Source organism: Paenibacillus sp. JL3B1040, from assembly GCF_057063165.1.
Window position 1 is genome coordinate 3,353,557 of the sequence record NZ_CM169317.1, and the last position, 16,626, is coordinate 3,370,182.

A 16,626-nucleotide genomic window follows, 5' to 3' on the forward strand; every position below is an offset into this window, starting at 1 on the left:
CGGATGCCCGGAAATACCGCTTTATGTTCATCCTCGGCCGCTATTTGAAAAAACAGCGCTTCATCAGATCTCGCCCTCCCGGTCACCATCCCCATCCGGCGGCGAAACTTCATTGTCCACGTCGTCGAAGGTCAACTGTTGTTCCTCCAGCCGCTGAAACAGCAGCTGCGTTTCCTCCTCCAGTTGCTCGGCGCTTTCGAAATCGGCCAAGTCCGGCAGATCCTTCAAGCTGGCCAATCCGAAATAATCAAGAAAGGCTTTGGTCGTACCGTATAGAATCGGACGTCCAATCGCTTCGGCACGGCCAACCTCCTCGATTAAATCCTTGTTCACCAGCGAATGGATGGCCCGCTCCGACTTGACCCCGCGGATCTCCTCGATCTCCACCCGGGTAATCGGTTGACGGTAAGCGATGATCGACAGCGTCTCGAGCGCCGCCTGGGATAAGGTCGAACGCGATGGCGAATAAGCCAGACGTTCGAAATAAGGGGCATGCTCCGGCAGCGTGGCTAACTGGTAATTACCGGCGATCTGCACGATCTGAAGTCCTCTGCCGGCTCGCTCGAAGGACGACTTCAGATCGAGCAGGGCATCCGAAACCACCTCCTGCCGCTGTTCCGTCACTTCGGCCAGCTGCTTGAGGCTCAGGCCTTCTTCGCCCGCCAAAAACAGCAGCCCCTCAATAATCGATTTCAATTCCTGAAAATTCATCGATCTTTCCTTCCCCTCTCCACTCCATAACAATATCGTCGAACAGTTTGTTCTGGTAACAGACGATCTGTTTCATCTTCATCAGCTCCAGCACGGCCAAAAACGTGACGACGATTTCATGCCGGTACATCTCGGGGTGCAGCAGCTTGGAAAAGAGCAACCGTCCCCCCTTGCCCGTCTGCTCAAGCGCGGCCACGACCTCCTTGATCCGGTCCTTGACGGAAATTTCGTCGCGGTGGATTCGCGCCACCGTGTTGCGTTTGGCCGCCCGACGAATCGCCTTCTGAAAAACGGCGATCAGGTCGGCGGCGTGCAGGCCCTTCACGGGGTTCTCTTGCACTTCCGGCATAAACGGCGTCAAGTCCTCCGGTTCCTTGGAGAATATCAAGCTGCGCTCCCATTCCCGTTCATGCAAATGCTCGGCGATGCCCTTATATTTCCGATATTCGATCAGCTTGCGGATCAGTTCGTCCCGCGGATCTTCCTCATCCTCCAGCAGATAATCGAATTCATCGTCCAACTCGATAACGGGCGGTTTGGGCAATAGCTGTTTACTCTTGATCGACAGCAGCGTGGCCGCCATGACCAGAAACTCGCTGGTCACCTCCAGCTCTAGCTCCTGCATGTCTTGCAAATATTCGAGGTACTGATCGGTGATCTCGCTGATGGAGATTTGATGGATATCGATCTCCGCTTTGTCGATCAAGTGCAATAGCAAATCCAGCGGTCCCTCGAAGGTTTCCAGCTTGTACGTAACTGTCGTCAATGAACATCCTCCACCCGTAACCTAACATATATGTAGATTAGTTTACCTTAAAAACGGTTGGTTGCAAAAGAAAAATGTAGTACCCCGCCGATGAGGGATACTACATTAAGATAAGCACTATTTCAGCTGTTTCGTCAAGTTCGCCATTTCGATCGCCGCCATCGCCGCGTCCCAACCTTTGTTGCCGGCTTTCGTGCCTGCGCGTTCGATCGCCTGCTCGATGTTTTCGGTGGTCACAACCCCGAAGATCGTCGGTACGCCAGTTTTGAGACCTACGGCCGCCACGCCTTTCGCGACTTCGTTGCAGACATAATCGTAATGCGTAGTGGAACCCCGGATGACGGTGCCCAGCGTGATCACGGCGTCGTATTTGCCGCTCTCGGCCAGCTTCTGTGCCGCAAACGGGATTTCGAATGCGCCCGGTACCCAGGCGACGTTGATCTCTTCCTCTTTGGCCCCGTGCCGTTTCAAGGCATCCAAGGCGCCGGTGAGCAGCTTGCTTGTGATGAACTCGTTAAACCGCCCGACGACGATCGCATATTTTAACCCTTCCGATACTAAGTGCCCTTCAAATACGTTTGCCATTTCATAATCATACCTTTCTATTGGGAGATAATTTGATGATTTCACGTCGCAGCCTTCCGCTGTTCTAAACCCGGGAGGATTCGTCCTGCTCCAGATCGTCAAATCTGAGTAAATGCCCTAATTTAGTCTGCTTCGTGTGCAGATATTTGGTGTTATCCTCAGTTTCCTTCATTTGAATCGGTACGCGTTCGACGACCTCCAGCCCGTAACCCTCCAAGCCTTTGATCTTCCGCGGATTATTGGTCATCAGGCGAATCTGGCGAATGCCCAGATCCTTAAGGATCTGCGCTCCAATACCGTAATCGCGCAGGTCCGCCGGAAATCCGAGCTTCAGATTGGCGTCAACCGTATCGAGACCTTGTTCCTGCAGCTTGTAGGCTTTCAGCTTATTGATCAAGCCGATGCCCCGGCCTTCCTGGCGCATATACAGCAGCACGCCGCGGCCCGCTTCCTCGATCTGGCGCAAAGCCGCTTCGAATTGCGGACCGCAATCGCAGCGGTGGGAGTGGAATACGTCCCCGGTCAAGCATTCGGAATGCACCCGCACCAGTACCGGCTCGTCGCCGTTAATCTCGCCTTTGACAAGCGCGACATGCTCTTTGTTGTCGACGTCGTTCGTGTAAGCAACGGCGCGGAACTCGCCGTAATCGGTCGGCATGCGGACCTCGACTTCGCGGGTGACCAGTTTCTCCTTTTCATTGCGGTAGTGAATCAGATCTTTGACGCTGATTAATTTCAGGTCATAGGTTTTGGCAATTTCCACCAAGTCCGGCAATCGGGCCATCGTCCCGTCTTCCTTGATCACTTCGCAGATCACGCCGGCCGGATAAGCGCCGCACATCCGAGCTAAGTCGACCGCCGCTTCCGTATGGCCGGCGCGCCGCAACACGCCGCCTTTTTTGGCGATCAGCGGAAACATATGGCCCGGCCGGCGGAAATCCGAAGCCTTGGCGTTCGGGTCCATGATCGCCTTAACGGTCAAGGACCGCTCATACGCCGAAATCCCCGTCGTCGTATCCTTATGATCGATGGAAACGGTAAAGGCCGTGCCGTGGTTATCGGTGTTTTGCGCCACCATCGGTTGCAGGTCCAGCTCTTCGGCCCGCTCCGCCGTAATCGGCAGGCAGACCAGACCGCGGCCTTGCGTGATCATGAAGTTGATCACTTCGGGCGTCGCTTTTTCGGCCAGGGCCAAAAAGTCCCCTTCATTCTCCCGGTCTTCGTCGTCGACGACGATGATGACCTTGCCTCGCATCAATTCGTAGATCGCTTCTTCAACCCGATCTAATACAATATCGCTCATAGCTTTCCCCTCCTTATTATATGTAGTTCAAAATGTCGTCTTCGGATCACGAAGTGATTCACAGCGGCGGTTTCGGCGGCGAATCGATGACGAAATGGGTGGGTGCCTTGCTAACGGAACTCAGAGACGTTATTTCTCTGCAAATTGGGCGATTCTTGCCCTAACGGAACCAGGAGGTCTTATTTCGAGACAATACGGCTGATTTGCTGCCAATTAAGCTCAATAAGGTCTCTGAGTTCCGTTGCATCGGGAAATCGCCGGGAAATGAGACAATAAGAGCTCTCCGTTCCGTTACAAGTTCCAGCCAAAACGGATAGGTTCTCTTTCGGTCGCAGCCCGTGTTCCTCACTTCATCCAGTTCGACGCCAAACAATCGCATAACAACCAGTTTTTAAACAAACCCGTTCGCGGCCAGAAAAGGCAGGTTGATTCCCGACTCACCGCCGCCGCTTACATCCTCCGCATCAACGCCGTCTCTGCCGAACTTCAGCAGATGGTCCACGTACTTCCCGAGCACGTCGCATTCCAGATTGACCGTGTCTCCGGCCCGTTTGAAGGCCAACACCGTTTCGGCCAACGTATGCGGGATGATCGAGATCGTAAACGTGCCGCCGCGCGCTTCCACCACCGTCAAGCTGATGCCGTCCACCGCGATCGAACCTTTCGGAATAATGTATTTGAACAAAGACGGCTTGTGGGGCTTGATGGTGTACACGACCGCGTTTTGATCCTGGCTGGTGCCCAAAATCGTGCCGACTCCATCGACATGCCCCTGAACGATGTGGCCGCCGAACCTGCCGTTCGCCGCCATCGCCCGCTCCAGATTGACGCGGCTCCCGGCTTTCAAATCCTTCAGATTGGTGTTGCGGTACGTTTGCGGCATCACATCCACCGTAAAAGAGGCAGCGTCGAATGAGACGGCCGTCAGACAGACGCCGTTGACCGCAATGCTGTCGCCCAGCTTGATGCCTTCCGTAACGACGTTCGCAGAGATGCCGAGCAACATCGCTTCGCCTTTACGGCCGATCGATTTCATCGTGCCGATTTCCTCCACTAGTCCCGTAAACATTCAGATTCCCCCTCCTTCTTTACAGCCTGCGCCCAGACCGGAAATCCCCGGATGCACACATTATCTCCGATTTGCTCCACTTCCATGTCGCGCAGGAACACGGCATCCCGCATTAAATCGTACCCGGCGAACATAAAGTTCCCCGCGGCTTCCTTGCCGCCGATCAGCTTGGGAGCGAAAAACAGCACGATTTCGTCCGCAAGCCGCCGCTCCAGCAGCGCCCCGTTCAAACGTCCGCCGCCTTCGACGAGCACGGAGGATATCCCCCGCTTGCCAAGCTGCACGAGCGCTTCCCGAAGATCCACCCGCGGGCCGCCGCCGCAGCGGATGATCTCCGCGCCGCGCCCGGTCAGGCGCTCGGCTTTGGCCGGGTCGGCCTGCTCCGTGGTCAAAATCCACGTCGGCGCCGCCCCGTCGCTCAGCACCTTCGCCGTCTCCGGGATGCGAAGCGTCGAATCCGCGATCACGCGAACCGGCGACAAGCCCGGTACGGACAGCCGGGTCGTAAGCTGCGGATCATCGGCGGCAATCGTCGAAACCCCGACCATAATCGCCTGATGGCGATGGCGCATCGTATGCACGATTTCGCGCGCCTTTTCGTTGGAGATCCATTTGCTGTCCCCGGTACGGGAAGCGATTTTGCCGTCCAACGTACTGGCTGTTTTGACCGTGACATAGGGCAATCCGGTCGTGATGTACTTGATGAACCTACGGTTTAACCTCAAAGCTCGCTCGCGCAGTACGCCGACCTCGACCTCGATACCGGCCGCTCGCAGCATGGCTATGCCTTTCCCGGCTACCAACGGATTCGGATCCTCGCAGGCAACCACGACGCGGCTCACCTTCTCGCGAATAAGCCGCTCCGCGCAAGGCGGGGTCAAGCCATGATGGCTGCAAGGCTCCAACGTTACGTAGACGGTGCTGCCTTCCGCCTGCGAACCGGCCATGTTCAGGGCATGCACTTCGGCGTGCGGGGTCCCCCGCTGCAAATGGGTGCCGAGCCCGACCAACGCCCCTTGCTTGACGACTACGGAGCCGACGACCGGATTGGTTCCGGTTTGTCCCAGCGCCCGCTCCGCCATGTCCAGCGCCAGCGTCATGTAATATTCGTCGTCGATTGCCTTCATCCGTCACACCTCTTCCTGCCGATGGCCTTTTGTATGAAACCAAAATAACCCTGCCGCAATCCGGCAGGGTTGACTATGAGAGTGATTCTACGCATATCGAAAAGAGCGCCGCCATTTCAATATCTGTACGGCCCGCAACCAATCCAACCCGCGCTCACAAAACGCTTGTGAAAAACGGAACTTGTTTGATTGAAACTCTTTAGATTTGAACACCTTCGCAAAAAAACGTTCGTGCTCTCGCGTTTTCCTTCTCCCATCCAGACTATACTGTCGGTCCCGGAATCTCACCGGCTCAGCCGCAAACGCTGGTTAGAGCGCTGGCGGGTCACGGACTTGTGCTACACCGGATAACCATCCGATGAGCCATCACCGTCGGTAGGGAATTTCACCCTGCCCCGAAGGATTGCTGCTTATTTAATTGGATCCCATGACAACATTTATGTTTGCGATGCGTAATAGTCGTTTGGGTTCTGACTGTCTCCCACCAAAATCCTACCACGATCCGATCAATCCTGTCATAGGCTCTGCGGTAATGTTACCACCACAAATTGAAAAATGCAAGGACTCCCGCCGCTACTTTAAGTCATATCGTCCCGAAGCGCATCAATGATATTTTCTTTTTTTATCTTGCTAACGGCATACAGCATTGTAATGAACACGATAAAGAGCACGCCGAACACGCTGATTGCCATACTGCCCCACGGGAACGCAAAATCGATATTGTCCATCCCGCCGGCAACCATTCCTTTGTAAATCAGCCAAGAAAAGATAGCCGCTAGGGGAAGCCCAAAAAGCAACGTCCTCATGCCATAAAAGGCACACTCCAAATTCATCATCTTTTGAAAATCGCGTTCAGACATCCCCACGGAGCGAAGCATGGCAAGTTCCCGCCGACGCAGCTTGATATTCGTGGAAATCGTGTTGAACACATTGGCAACCCCAATCAGCGAAATCAGAATGATAAACGTATAAGCGAACATGTTGACAATGAAGATCATATTTCGGTTCTCTTCAAGTACTTTATTGAGATTGTATAGGTTGTACTCGGCTGTTGTAATTCCCGCCCCCTGAATCATCGTTTCCATTTCAGCCGCCGATTGTGTGGGATTCTTTGACCGAAAGGTCAAGCCCTTAACAGCCACCTGGGCATCGGGGGTTTCAAACTTCTCTTTGAGCGAATAGGGAACCATTATCCTAAAAAAGTATGGCTTCGGCTCGGATTTTTCTATGAGCGGGAGTGTATCAGGCGGCACGGTTTCGACAAACGTAATGCTTACGTTTTGCCCCTGCTCCATCTCCGGCTTGCCATTGGTTTCGGGAGCGATGGTTAAACTCATGGAAGACCTCGTGAACATATTATTTATCCGGTCAGGCTCCTCCACTTTTCCGTCGCCTTGCATTTGGGCAACCGCGATCATCTTCGCGTTTTCCCCGGTATATTCCTCTGAAGGCAAGCCCAAGCCCTTGATTATATTCAGATAGGCGCTGTCCTCAAGAAACTGGAGCTCCATTGGAAGATGTATCGTTTCATCCCGCGAAGGTGAATCCGTGGATTTCCAGTAATCGTCTGAAAGATCGCTTGCTTTGGCAGCGCCTGAATACTTCATAAGCGCTTGATACGAGCTTTCGTAAACCCCATCGGCAGTTTTTAGTTTGTCGTAAAGCGACAACATTTCGCTATCGTCCATGTCCTGCGTCGCCAAACCGATGTCATAATCAGTAACCACTACGGCCCGCTCCGACGCCTGTTTCATATCCGTTACAAAAGAACTGGCCGATATAAACAGCACTACGCTTAAACCAAGGGATAGCACAATGCTGCGATAGCGTTTCTTGTTTCTTTTAAAATTCTTTAGCGCAAGGGTTCCCTCCAAACCGTAAATACGCTGCGCCAGTTTTGACGTTTTCACGGCTTTCGATTCAACTTTTACCTCGTTTGTCTGGCGAATACTCTCCATCACGGGAGTGCTTGCAGCCTTCTTGGCCGGGATATAGGCCGAAATCAGAATGGTAACCAAGCTGACCGCCGCCGCAACGGCAATCGCGGGAGCAGACACCGTCAAGGTTAAAGGTACGGCGCTGTAGGCAATGCTCCCGAAACTTCTGGCGACAACGGAAATCACAAGCCCGATGCTGCCTATGCCAACGATAACGCCAATCGGTATGCCGATTGCGCCAATACATAGCCCCTCAAACAACACCGAATTTCGCAGTTGCCTCGCTGTGGCTCCCACCGACGAGAGAATCCCGAACTGGCGAGTGCGTTCGTTCAGCGAAATGGTGAATGCGTTATAAATCAGAAAAATCGAGCCTATCATAATGATGGCGACCACAATGCCGCCAACTGTGTACAGAAGCACGTTGAACACGTTATCTTCGGAAAGACCCATGAAGCGCAGCACATGATCGTTAAAAACATAAGCTTCGGTTCCGGCTGCGCTGCTTGCGTAAGCGTGAACCTGGCGCGGGTTTTTCAGCGTGACAAATAGGCTGAAGCTGTCCGCTTTGTTCCCAGCATCCGCTGTCGTTATCAAGGTATATCCCGGAGCGGAAGCTTCCTCAAAGCCGGGGCTTTGGCTGATACCGACAACCGTGTAAGTTCTTTCGTCTTGTGGCACAAGCGTTTCTTTCCCGGAAAGGTAAGGGTCGTGTTGACCGAGTTTTTTGTCGCCAGTCATACGGCTTCCGACAGCAAGGGTAAGCTTGTCGCCTACCGCGAATTTAACGCCGCCGTTTGTGGCGACGCGCCCCGAAACAACCATCTCCCCACTGTTTTTCGGCAATCTTCCTGCAACCAGGGTTACGGGCAAGGTATCAAAGGCTTCCTCGCTGTATCCGGCTATAAAAAGATACGGCTTGCTGGGGTTTTTCCCGCCGTCAAGCGTTGCGTAGCCGATATTTTCAAATGTTGCGGTGTTTGCAACTCCCTCGTCGTGGGTTCGTTCCTGTACGAAAGAAGAAGGGACGTCCAAAAACCCAACATGCCAATCGCCGTATTTCTCGGCCGCGCCGTTTGCCATATAGTTCAGCAAGGAAACGCCAAAGGTGGTTACAGCCGTTATCATCGCGGCGGACAATACCACTCCGATGATCGTGACAACCGTTTGGGTACGGCTTTTTTTCATACTTTGCAGGGTGACTTTGTTGAAAATGTTCATGGCCGCACCCGCTCATCTCTCACGACTTTGCCGTCTGATATGCCGATAATGCGGTCTGCTTGCAGGGCGATATTCTCGTCATGGGTGACGAGGAGAAGGGTCTGCCCATATTTTTGATTGCTTTCTTTCAACAGCTTGATGATTTCATGTCCATTCCGGCTGTCCAAACTGCCCGTGGGCTCGTCAGCCAACATGACCGCCGGGGCGTTCATCAAAGCGCGTCCGATGGAAACGCGCTGTTGCTGGCCGCCCGAAAGCTGATTGGGCAAATGCGTTTTGCGGTCTTGCAGCCCAAGCAATTCGAGCAAGTCATCAAGCCTCTCCTTATTGACCTTCCGCTTGTCCATCAGGATCGGCAAGGTGATGTTCTCCACCACATTCAGCGTGGGGATGAGGTTGTGAAACTGGTAAATCAGCCCGACTTGCCGCCTGCGGAAAATAGCCAGTTTTGTATTGTTTTGGGCATATACATCCTGCCCGTCCAAATATACCTTTCCGCTTGTCGGCACGTCCACACCGCCGATGATGTGAAGCAATGTGGATTTACCGGAGCCGGAGGAACCGATGATGGCGGTAAACTCCCCCTTTTCGATGGTAAGCGAAACATGGTCAAGCGCGGCAACTTGGTTTTCGCCCTTGCCATAGACCTTGCATAAATTTTCAATTTTTAAGAGCTCCATGATGCAAGCCTCCCTTTCTCATGGTTTACCCCTATCATAGAGCTTTCGGCTTACATCTCTGTGACTTTCCGGTGAGAGATTCGTCACTTTGGGAAACGAATGGTAAAGATCGCGCCGCCCTGCGGGTGATTTTTGGCGGTAATCGTCCCTCCTTGCCGGGTTATGATCATTTTGCAGAGAGCCAGTCCAATCCCGTATCCTGTTGCGTTTGCGCTTTTCCCGCGATAAAATCGGTCAAACAGGCGGGGAATATCTTCTTTTTCAAAACCCGTGCCGCTGTCGCGGATGGCCATTTCGGCAAACAGGGGGTTGTCCGTGCAGACAATCTCAATCTTTCCGTGCTCGCCTGCGCTGTCCAGACAATTTTTGAGGATGTTTTGCATGGCTTCCGACAGCCAACCTGAATCGCCCTGAATCATCATCCCTTTCGGAACGTCGATTTGCAAATTAATATCGCGGAGTTCCATTGGGATGAGGAGCGGGCGAAGCGCGGCGCGTACAAGAGCGTTCACCTCGATCCGCTCGCTTTGGAATACCACAATGCCCGCGTCCAAGCGGGACAATTTTAAGAGGGAAGTAATCAGCCAATCCATTCGCACCAGCAATTCCTCCGTTTCCCGCACAAAGGCTTTTCGCTCGTTTTCATCGGGATGATTCGCTAACAAGGACAGAATGAGGTTCGCGGATGTGAGCGGGGTGCGGAGTTGGTGGGCTATATCGGCCAACGAATCGGCAAGATGTTCTTTTTCTTTTTTCAATGCATCGTTTTGCTCCCGAATCCGCAACATCATTTTTGTGATCTCGCTGTGCAGAATGGAAAGCTCGCCCTCGTCCGACTCACCGATATACAGATGGTCTGCATGATGAAGCACCAGGTCGATTTGATTTGAAATCCGCGCAATGCTGTTGTATCGGGCTTTGGTAAACACGAAAAACGCCGTGCCAAAGGCGGCGGCAGAAGACGTGGCAAGGATTCCCGCCGCCGTATTGATGGCAAATCCCAGCATTACAGCGGCGGCGGCCATGAAGGAGAACAGAATGGCAAACTGCCGAAACTCTCTATTCCGAAGCATACTCGCCCCCCAATCTATACCCTGTCCCGCGCACGGTGAGAATAATTTGCGGGTTTGCCGGATCATTCTCGATCTTCTCCCGCAAACGCTTGATGTACACGGTCAGTGTATTGTCATTGACAAACTCGCCCGCCGCGTCCCACAATTCGTCAAGCAGCCTCCCCCTCGTGATAACACTTTTGGGGTTGTTAATAAACACCAGCAACAAGCGGTATTCTAAGGCGGATAGAAACACCTCGCTGCCGTTTTTTTTCACAACACCGCTTGCCGTATCGACATGCAGCCCGCAGATTTCAAAAGCCGACCGGAAGCGCCCGCTTTTACGCAAGGCGCTGCCAATTCGCGCCATCAATTCACGCGGACGAAAAGGCTTGGTGATATAGTCGTCCGCGCCCATGTTCAGTCCGGTAACCACACTCGCCTCGTCGCCGGAAGCCGTCAGAAAGATAACGGGTACATCCCCTGCTTCTTTGATATCCGTGCAAACCGTAAAGCCATTTCCGTCAGGCAAGGAAATATCAACGAGCGCGAGGTCAAATTTATTCCCGGCAAGCGCGGCAAGTGCCTCATTCCGCGTAGGAGCGTGGGTGACAATAAATCCTTCCGAGCGGAGCAAAAGTATAAGGTTTTTAGCGATTGCCTTATCGTCCTCCACCAAAAATATCCGTGGCATTAGCCAAACCTCCGTTTCCTGATCCATTCCTATAAATCGTCTTTGATTGATTGCATAATACATCTGCATTAAACAGTTGTAAACCGTGCAATTTCGCTTTCTGCCAAATGGCGAGCAGACGCCTCTAGTCTCCTTCAATGTAAAAACAGAGCCAGAACTTCGCTTTGGAAGTCTTGACTCTACGGATTTCCGTGGCCGAGTGAATAAATCATGTCCAAACAGGCAACCTTAAACCTCGATATCCCCAGCGAAAAATCATGATCATTCAGGAGGAGTTTAGCATGGCAAAACCCGACGACCGTTCCGATAATGTCGAGAAGCTTCAGGACAGCATTCAAGATACGATCGAAAACTTCCGCGAAGGTCAAGACTATCTAAGCGAACATGCCGACGAAATCTCCGGCGAAGAGAAGCGGCAAATCGAGGAGAAAAACGAAAGACGGCTTAAAGCCATCGAAGGTCAACGCGAAGAAGTGAAGGATGAGGCGGCTCATCAAGGAAATTCTTAAAGTCCGCTTGGAATCAGGGCGCCGGATATGAAGCGGATCAAGCAAAAAGGGGTGTTTCGGCTCGCCAGCATAACTGGCGGCGAAACACCCCTTTATACGTTGCGGGATTAAGCCTCGTCCCACACCGTAACTTCCTTCATCTTGTCCCCAGGACGAACCTGATCCACAAGCTCCATCCCCGAAGTTACTTTGCCGAATACAGTATGCACACCGTTCAAATGCGGTTGCGGCTCATACACGATGAAGAACTGGCTGCCGCCGGTATCTTTGCCGGCATGGGCCATCGACAGCACGCCGCGCTCGTGTTTGGTGACATTCGTATCCGTCTCGCATTTGATCGTGTAGCCGGGTCCGCCCGTTCCTGTTCCATGCGGGCAACCGCCTTGCGCCACAAACCCCGGGATCACGCGATGGAACGTAAGTCCGTTATAGAATCCGGAATTCGCCAGCTTTTCGAAGTTGGCGACCGTACCGGGAGCTTCCTCCGGCAGGAACTGAATTTCCACCTCGCCGCCTTTTTCCAATACGATTTTACCTTTTTTCATATCCGCACACACCCTTCTTCTTGAACATCATAGGACAAACCTCCTCCAGTTTACTAAAAAAAAGCCCTTCAAGCAAAAAAGCCGGGCAGAGAGCCGGACGAAACCCGGTTCCCCTGCCTCGGCCTTACTTTATCCGTTGTTGCCGATTACTTCAGTGACGGCTGTTTGGCGATCCGCTCGGGGATGACGTCGCAGGCGATCAAGTCCTGCAGCGACTCCCGCTTCACGACAAGATCGCTGCGTCCGTCTTGAACGAAGACGACCGCCGGACGGCGAATCCGGTTATAATTGCTGGCCATGGCATAGTTATAGGCGCCGGTGCAGGCCACGGCGAGCAAATCGCCGCTGTTCACCTTCGGCAAATCTACGTCCCAGATCAACATATCGCCGCTCTCGCAGCATTTGCCGGCGATCGATACGGTCTCTTCGTTCGCATCATTACCGCGATTCGCCAGCATCGCCTCATATTTGGAGCCGTAAAGGGCCGGACGCGGGTTGTCCGTCATCCCGCCATCCACGGCGACGTATTTACGCACGCCGGGAATATCCTTGCTGGTTCCCGCCGTATAAAGCGTCGTGCCTGCATCCCCAACGATGCTCCGGCCCGGTTCAACCCAGATTTCCGGAAGCTGCGGGTAGCTGGCAAATTCCCGTTTGACCGCCTCCGTAATCGCGCCGACGTAATCGGAAACCTTCAGCGGCGTGTCGCCTTCCGTATAACGAATGCCAAAACCGCCGCCCAAATTGACGACCTTGAAGATAACGCCCAACTTTTCCTTAACTTGCATGGCAAACGCCGCAACTCGTTCAATCGCCATCTGGAAGCCTTCCACTTCGAAAATCTGCGACCCGATATGCGAATGTACGCCGAGCAAATGCAGATTCAAGCTGCGGTTGGCCAATTCCACGGCTTCCAGCGCCGAGCCGTTGCCGATATCAAACCCAAATTTGGAGTCAGTTTGACCTGTCGAAATATATTCATGCGTATGGGCTTCCACCCCCGGCGTTACGCGAAGCAGGACATTGACGGTGACGCCTTTCTCGGCGGCGATCGCCTGCAGCATGTGCAGCTCCGTAAAGTTGTCCGCCACAAAACAGCCGATTCCGGCGGAAATCGCCATTTCCAATTCATCCGGCGTCTTGTTGTTGCCGTGAAAATGGATTCGCTGCGCGGGGAATCCCGCTTGAAGGGCCGTAAACAATTCACCCTCGGAGACGACGTCCAGAGACAAGCCCTCCTCCTCGGCCAGCCGGCACATCGCCATGACGCAGAACGCTTTGCTGGCATAGGCAACCTGGAAAGACAGGCCCGATGCCCGGAAGGCGTTCATATATTCACGGCATCTTTGCCGCACAAGGGTTTCATCTACGACATACAGCGGCGTCCCGTAGGTTTGCTTCAACTCGACCGTATCGCATCCGCCGATTTCGAGATGGCCTTTTGCATTGATTTTGCTGGTACCGTGTAAATACATCTATGCAGTCCTCCACTTTCAAATTTTACACCAGTATAGCAAACAACCGGTAACCTGAAAAATGGATTTTTTTGAATAACATTTGTGTTATATGTTGAACAAGCCTAAAGCGTCACCGTTTGCCCGGCATTCGCGTATTGTCCCGCGGCTTGTTGGAGGACGGTCTTTGCTTGGAAGTCATCACCGGAACACGGAACAACACCCCCGCCAAAGCTTTGGCATTAAAAGGTATAAACGGCCACAGATAGGAGGAGTTGTTCGAGCGGCGCAAAGACAGCAGAACGATAAACGCCGTGACCCCAATCAGGAATCCGGGGGCGCCGAAGACGGCAACCGCTACCAGTAAAGCCAGCCGTACGACGCGATTGGCGAGGCCCAACTCATAGCTTGGCGTCGCAAACATCCCGATCGCCGCGACCGCCATGTAGAGGACGACCTCATTGACGAACAGTCCCGTCTGGACGGCGATATCGCCGATCAGAATGGCCGCGATCAAGCCCATCGCGGAAGCCAGCGGGGTCGGCGTATGCACGGCGGCCATCCGCATCAGATCGACGCCGAACTCGACCAGCAGGAATTGGGCGATCAGCGGAATTTTCGCCTGTTCCTCGGGTCCGATGAAGGCAAGCCCCGCCGGCTTGAACTCCGGATAGACAACGATCAGCAGCCAGAGCGGCAGCAGGAACAGCGAAGCGAAAATGCCGAAGAAGCGCACCCAGCGCAAATAAGTTCCCATGAACGGGGTTTGCCGGTTCTCCTCCGCATGCTGGCACAGATCGAAAAAGGTTGTCGGCAAGATCATCACGCTGGGCGACGTATCCACGAACACGACGACCCGGCCTTCCAGCAAATGCGAAGCGACGACGTCCGGACGCTCCGAGTAACGCACCAGCGGATACGGATTCCAACCTCGGTGAATGATCGCTTCCTCCAGCTGTTTATCGGCCAGGGGAATGCCGTCGATATTGACCGCTTTAATTTTTTCGCGGATGGAATCGACCTGGGTCTTATCGACGATATCGTCGATATAGGCAATACAGACGTCGGTGCGGGTCCGGCGGCCCACGCTGACCATCTCCAGTTTAAGTCCCGGATCGCGCAGCCGGCGGCGAACCAAGGTGATGTTGGTGACCAGCGTCTCCGTGAACCCGTCCCTCGAGCCGCGTACGACACGCTCCAGCGACGGTTCCTCCGGGCTGCGGACGGGGTATTGCCGGGTATCCATGAGCAGCGCCGTTTGCTCGCCCTCAATAAAGAGCGTGCTCATGCCGGTCAACGTTTTGTTGATGGCGTCGCTCAGCTTCTCCGTTTTCTCCACCTGAATATGAGGAATATAGAGTTCGAAAAAAGAGCGGAGGGCTCCGGTCGACAAATTCTCCGGCGTCAAATAGGTCAGCCGCTTGAGGATTTCCTGCATGGCGTCGGTCCGCGCAAAACCATTAATGAAGAAGAGACAGGTGCGTTTGCCGCCGAAGGTCATATCGCGGAACACGACGTCAAAGCTTTCCCCGAGGCTGACGACTTCCTTCAGCGTATGTTTCGTTGTCGCCAGACTGCGGCTGATCGCATCGCTTTGCTGCCAATAAATGACCGACTCCTCAACATTGTCGGATCTCTCCGCCTCGCGTTTCCGTCTGGTCGCCTCGTCTTCCGGGGAGTTCTCCTGCAGAAAATTCTCCTCTTCCTCGGGAACGAAGTCCGGAATCGCCTGCGGCGGATCGATCCCGTCCCGCTTCGTCCCTTGCGTATCCTGCTCCATCCATCATCATCCTCCGTATCTTCAAATTCACGGTCTGTAAATAAACCATTCAAACAGGGAGCCCGCCATTTTGCCAAACACCATGGCAAGCAAGAAGCCGAACAGATACCGCTGCATATGTAGCCTTTTGGCCAAAATCGGCAGCACATTCAGCACTTCGGTCAAGGCCGCCGCCAGCATCCCGACGAATACGCCGTTAAACAAGCCGACGACGCCGGTGATCGCCCACGGCCCGGCGATTTTCCAATCCCAGAAGTCCGCAACCGTGCCCACCACGGCTCCGGCGATCATCGCCCCTTCATACCAGTGCACCTTATCGTAAGAATTCGTCACCTGAGCCAGGCGCGGAATCATGTCCAGCACGATAAACAAAGCGATCGCGCCGCCGCCCACGGCAATGCCGCCGGCTAAGCCGAGGAAGATCGCCACCCCCGCAGCAAAGGGAGACATCAGGTTCGCTCCGCCGACGATTCGGCGCGATGCATTTTTTTGTACTCCTCGGCAACGACGTATTGATTGAGGTTTTCCTGGTAGAGGAACATCTCGACTTCCAGCGGGGTGGGTTCCTCATTCCATTTCTTCTTGAACAAATGATTAAAAAACACGATCATCCCGAATCCGATGCCCACGGAATACGCGCCTTGAAACAGATAGGGATGCTCGTCCTTCTTGCCGGTGATCATCTCCACGATCCTTACCTGTACCTCCGGCATGCTGACGTCGGCATGGAAGTTCATAATGGTCAGTGCCGCCCCGAAGAAGAGCAGCAGCCAGACCAAGACAAACAGCAGCGGAGACGGTTTCTTCTCAGGTTTAACCATTTCCACGAGTACGTGCGGTTCGCCGAGCAATTCGACGCGCTGCCCGGGAAATCGGGCTTGGATGGCGGATAGGACCTGGAGCATATCGATGACGATCAAGTTTCCGTCGCGCTGCTCCGGCCGCACCAATTCCAGCTTCAGCAGCTCGGCTTCCAGTTCCGGCTCCGCCAGCACGCGGGCTACGTCCCGCAGCCGAATCGGTGTCCCGGCGGGAATCCCGACCTGCTTGCGCAGACGCAAATAGACGATGGACGCGGAATCTTTATCCATGCGGACCACCCTTCCACTAGCGTATTGCCCATAGTATGCCAAGCGAGGAGGGGCTTTACTCTTGGTCAACAACTCATGACTAAAGTCACGAGTATCCTTTAC

At 53.9% G+C, this 16,626-nt stretch carries 16 protein-coding genes and 1 riboswitch; of the genes, 1 reads left to right on the forward strand and 15 read right to left on the reverse strand.

Features of this window, described 5'->3' with window-relative positions:
* Positions 1-63 precede the first annotated feature (63 nt).
* The 10 genes from scpB to ACZF99_RS15210 all read right to left on the reverse strand — a co-directional run bounded on the left by scpB (position 64) and on the right by ACZF99_RS15210 (position 11,145).
* The gene (scpB, locus tag ACZF99_RS15165; RefSeq protein WP_483605933.1) at positions 64-711 is read right to left on the reverse strand and encodes an SMC-Scp complex subunit ScpB; all 648 of its coding nucleotides are present in this window, start codon (positions 709-711) and stop codon (positions 64-66) included.
* Positions 680-1,477, reverse strand: a complete 798-nt coding sequence (locus ACZF99_RS15170; protein WP_483605935.1) for a segregation and condensation protein A — start codon at positions 1,475-1,477, stop codon at positions 680-682. Before ACZF99_RS15170 ends, scpB begins: the two co-directional genes overlap by 32 nt.
* A gap of 117 nt (positions 1,478-1,594) precedes the next feature.
* The gene (gene ribH, locus ACZF99_RS15175; RefSeq protein ID WP_430702695.1) at positions 1,595-2,062 is read right to left on the reverse strand and encodes a 6,7-dimethyl-8-ribityllumazine synthase; all 468 of its coding nucleotides are present in this window, start codon (positions 2,060-2,062) and stop codon (positions 1,595-1,597) included.
* A 64-nt stretch (positions 2,063-2,126) separates the two neighbouring features.
* Positions 2,127-3,365, reverse strand: a complete 1,239-nt coding sequence (locus tag ACZF99_RS15180) for a bifunctional 3,4-dihydroxy-2-butanone-4-phosphate synthase/GTP cyclohydrolase II (RefSeq protein ID WP_483605937.1) — start codon at positions 3,363-3,365, stop codon at positions 2,127-2,129.
* Between the two features lie 391 nt (positions 3,366-3,756).
* Positions 3,757-4,434 (reverse strand): riboflavin synthase, encoded by a 678-nt coding sequence (gene ribE / locus ACZF99_RS15185; protein WP_483605938.1) that lies wholly within the window; start codon positions 4,432-4,434, stop codon positions 3,757-3,759.
* Positions 4,419-5,561 (reverse strand): bifunctional diaminohydroxyphosphoribosylaminopyrimidine deaminase/5-amino-6-(5-phosphoribosylamino)uracil reductase RibD, encoded by a 1,143-nt coding sequence (gene ribD / locus ACZF99_RS15190; protein ID WP_483605940.1) that lies wholly within the window; start codon positions 5,559-5,561, stop codon positions 4,419-4,421. Before ribD ends, ribE begins: the two co-directional genes overlap by 16 nt.
* Positions 5,562-5,802: 241 nt before the next feature.
* Positions 5,803-5,968: riboswitch (FMN riboswitch) on the reverse strand.
* 171 nt (positions 5,969-6,139) lie between these two features.
* Positions 6,140-8,719, reverse strand: a complete 2,580-nt coding sequence (locus ACZF99_RS15195; RefSeq protein ID WP_483605942.1) for an ABC transporter permease — start codon at positions 8,717-8,719, stop codon at positions 6,140-6,142.
* Positions 8,716-9,399 (reverse strand): ABC transporter ATP-binding protein, encoded by a 684-nt coding sequence (locus ACZF99_RS15200; RefSeq protein WP_483605943.1) that lies wholly within the window; start codon positions 9,397-9,399, stop codon positions 8,716-8,718. Before ACZF99_RS15200 ends, ACZF99_RS15195 begins: the two co-directional genes overlap by 4 nt.
* 83 nt (positions 9,400-9,482) lie before the next feature.
* The gene (locus ACZF99_RS15205; RefSeq protein ID WP_483605944.1) at positions 9,483-10,472 is read right to left on the reverse strand and encodes a sensor histidine kinase; all 990 of its coding nucleotides are present in this window, start codon (positions 10,470-10,472) and stop codon (positions 9,483-9,485) included.
* On the reverse strand, positions 10,459-11,145 hold the full coding sequence (locus ACZF99_RS15210) for a response regulator transcription factor (protein ID WP_483612755.1): 687 nt from the start codon (positions 11,143-11,145) through the stop codon (positions 10,459-10,461). Before ACZF99_RS15210 ends, ACZF99_RS15205 begins: the two co-directional genes overlap by 14 nt.
* A 281-nt stretch (positions 11,146-11,426) precedes the next feature.
* Here ACZF99_RS15210 and tlp point away from each other — a divergent pair, with 281 nt between their 5' ends.
* Positions 11,427-11,654: a small acid-soluble spore protein Tlp gene (tlp, locus tag ACZF99_RS15215; protein WP_483605945.1), complete on the forward strand. Its 228-nt coding sequence runs from the start codon at positions 11,427-11,429 to the stop codon at positions 11,652-11,654.
* Between the two features lie 107 nt (positions 11,655-11,761).
* Here tlp and ACZF99_RS15220 read toward each other — a convergent pair whose 3' ends face one another.
* The 5 genes from ACZF99_RS15220 to ACZF99_RS15240 form a co-directional block, all read right to left on the reverse strand.
* Positions 11,762-12,199 (reverse strand): peptidylprolyl isomerase, encoded by a 438-nt coding sequence (locus tag ACZF99_RS15220; protein ID WP_483605946.1) that lies wholly within the window; start codon positions 12,197-12,199, stop codon positions 11,762-11,764.
* Between the two features lie 146 nt (positions 12,200-12,345).
* The gene (gene lysA, locus ACZF99_RS15225; RefSeq protein WP_483605947.1) at positions 12,346-13,674 is read right to left on the reverse strand and encodes a diaminopimelate decarboxylase; all 1,329 of its coding nucleotides are present in this window, start codon (positions 13,672-13,674) and stop codon (positions 12,346-12,348) included.
* Positions 13,675-13,786: 112 nt separating this feature from the next.
* On the reverse strand, positions 13,787-15,433 hold the full coding sequence (locus ACZF99_RS15230; RefSeq protein WP_483605948.1) for a spore germination protein: 1,647 nt from the start codon (positions 15,431-15,433) through the stop codon (positions 13,787-13,789).
* A gap of 27 nt (positions 15,434-15,460) precedes the next feature.
* Positions 15,461-15,883, reverse strand: coding sequence for a stage V sporulation protein AB (locus ACZF99_RS15235; protein WP_483605949.1), 423 nt, complete (start codon positions 15,881-15,883; stop codon positions 15,461-15,463).
* A complete protein-coding gene (locus ACZF99_RS15240; RefSeq protein WP_483605950.1) occupies positions 15,883-16,524 on the reverse strand; it encodes a stage V sporulation protein AA in 642 nt (213 codons plus the stop codon). Before ACZF99_RS15240 ends, ACZF99_RS15235 begins: the two co-directional genes overlap by 1 nt.
* Positions 16,525-16,626: the final 102 nt, after the last annotated feature.

Excerpts from the sequence above, each read along its gene's own strand:
- ACZF99_RS15240 (WP_483605950.1), bottom strand. The coding sequence starts at position 16,524 with ATGGATAAAGATTCCGCGTCCATCGTCTATTTGCGTCTGCGCAAGCAG.
- ACZF99_RS15210 (WP_483612755.1), bottom strand. The coding sequence starts at position 11,145 with ATGCCACGGATATTTTTGGTGGAGGACGATAAGGCAATCGCTAAAAAC.
- ACZF99_RS15230 (WP_483605948.1), bottom strand. The coding sequence starts at position 15,433 with ATGGAGCAGGATACGCAAGGGACGAAGCGGGACGGGATCGATCCGCCG.
- scpB (WP_483605933.1), bottom strand. The coding sequence starts at position 711 with ATGAATTTTCAGGAATTGAAATCGATTATTGAGGGGCTGCTGTTTTTG.
- ACZF99_RS15200 (WP_483605943.1), bottom strand. The coding sequence starts at position 9,399 with ATGGAGCTCTTAAAAATTGAAAATTTATGCAAGGTCTATGGCAAGGGC.
- ACZF99_RS15205 (WP_483605944.1), bottom strand. The coding sequence starts at position 10,472 with ATGCTTCGGAATAGAGAGTTTCGGCAGTTTGCCATTCTGTTCTCCTTC.
- tlp (WP_483605945.1), top strand. The coding sequence starts at position 11,427 with ATGGCAAAACCCGACGACCGTTCCGATAATGTCGAGAAGCTTCAGGAC.
- ACZF99_RS15180 (WP_483605937.1), bottom strand. The coding sequence starts at position 3,365 with ATGAGCGATATTGTATTAGATCGGGTTGAAGAAGCGATCTACGAATTG.
- lysA (WP_483605947.1), bottom strand. The coding sequence starts at position 13,674 with ATGTATTTACACGGTACCAGCAAAATCAATGCAAAAGGCCATCTCGAA.
- ribD (WP_483605940.1), bottom strand. The coding sequence starts at position 5,561 with ATGAAGGCAATCGACGACGAATATTACATGACGCTGGCGCTGGACATG.
- ACZF99_RS15220 (WP_483605946.1), bottom strand. The coding sequence starts at position 12,199 with ATGAAAAAAGGTAAAATCGTATTGGAAAAAGGCGGCGAGGTGGAAATT.
- ribE (WP_483605938.1), bottom strand. The coding sequence starts at position 4,434 with ATGTTTACGGGACTAGTGGAGGAAATCGGCACGATGAAATCGATCGGC.
- ACZF99_RS15195 (WP_483605942.1), bottom strand. The coding sequence starts at position 8,719 with ATGAACATTTTCAACAAAGTCACCCTGCAAAGTATGAAAAAAAGCCGT.
- ribH (WP_430702695.1), bottom strand. The coding sequence starts at position 2,062 with ATGGCAAACGTATTTGAAGGGCACTTAGTATCGGAAGGGTTAAAATAT.
- ACZF99_RS15235 (WP_483605949.1), bottom strand. The coding sequence starts at position 15,883 with ATGTCTCCCTTTGCTGCGGGGGTGGCGATCTTCCTCGGCTTAGCCGGC.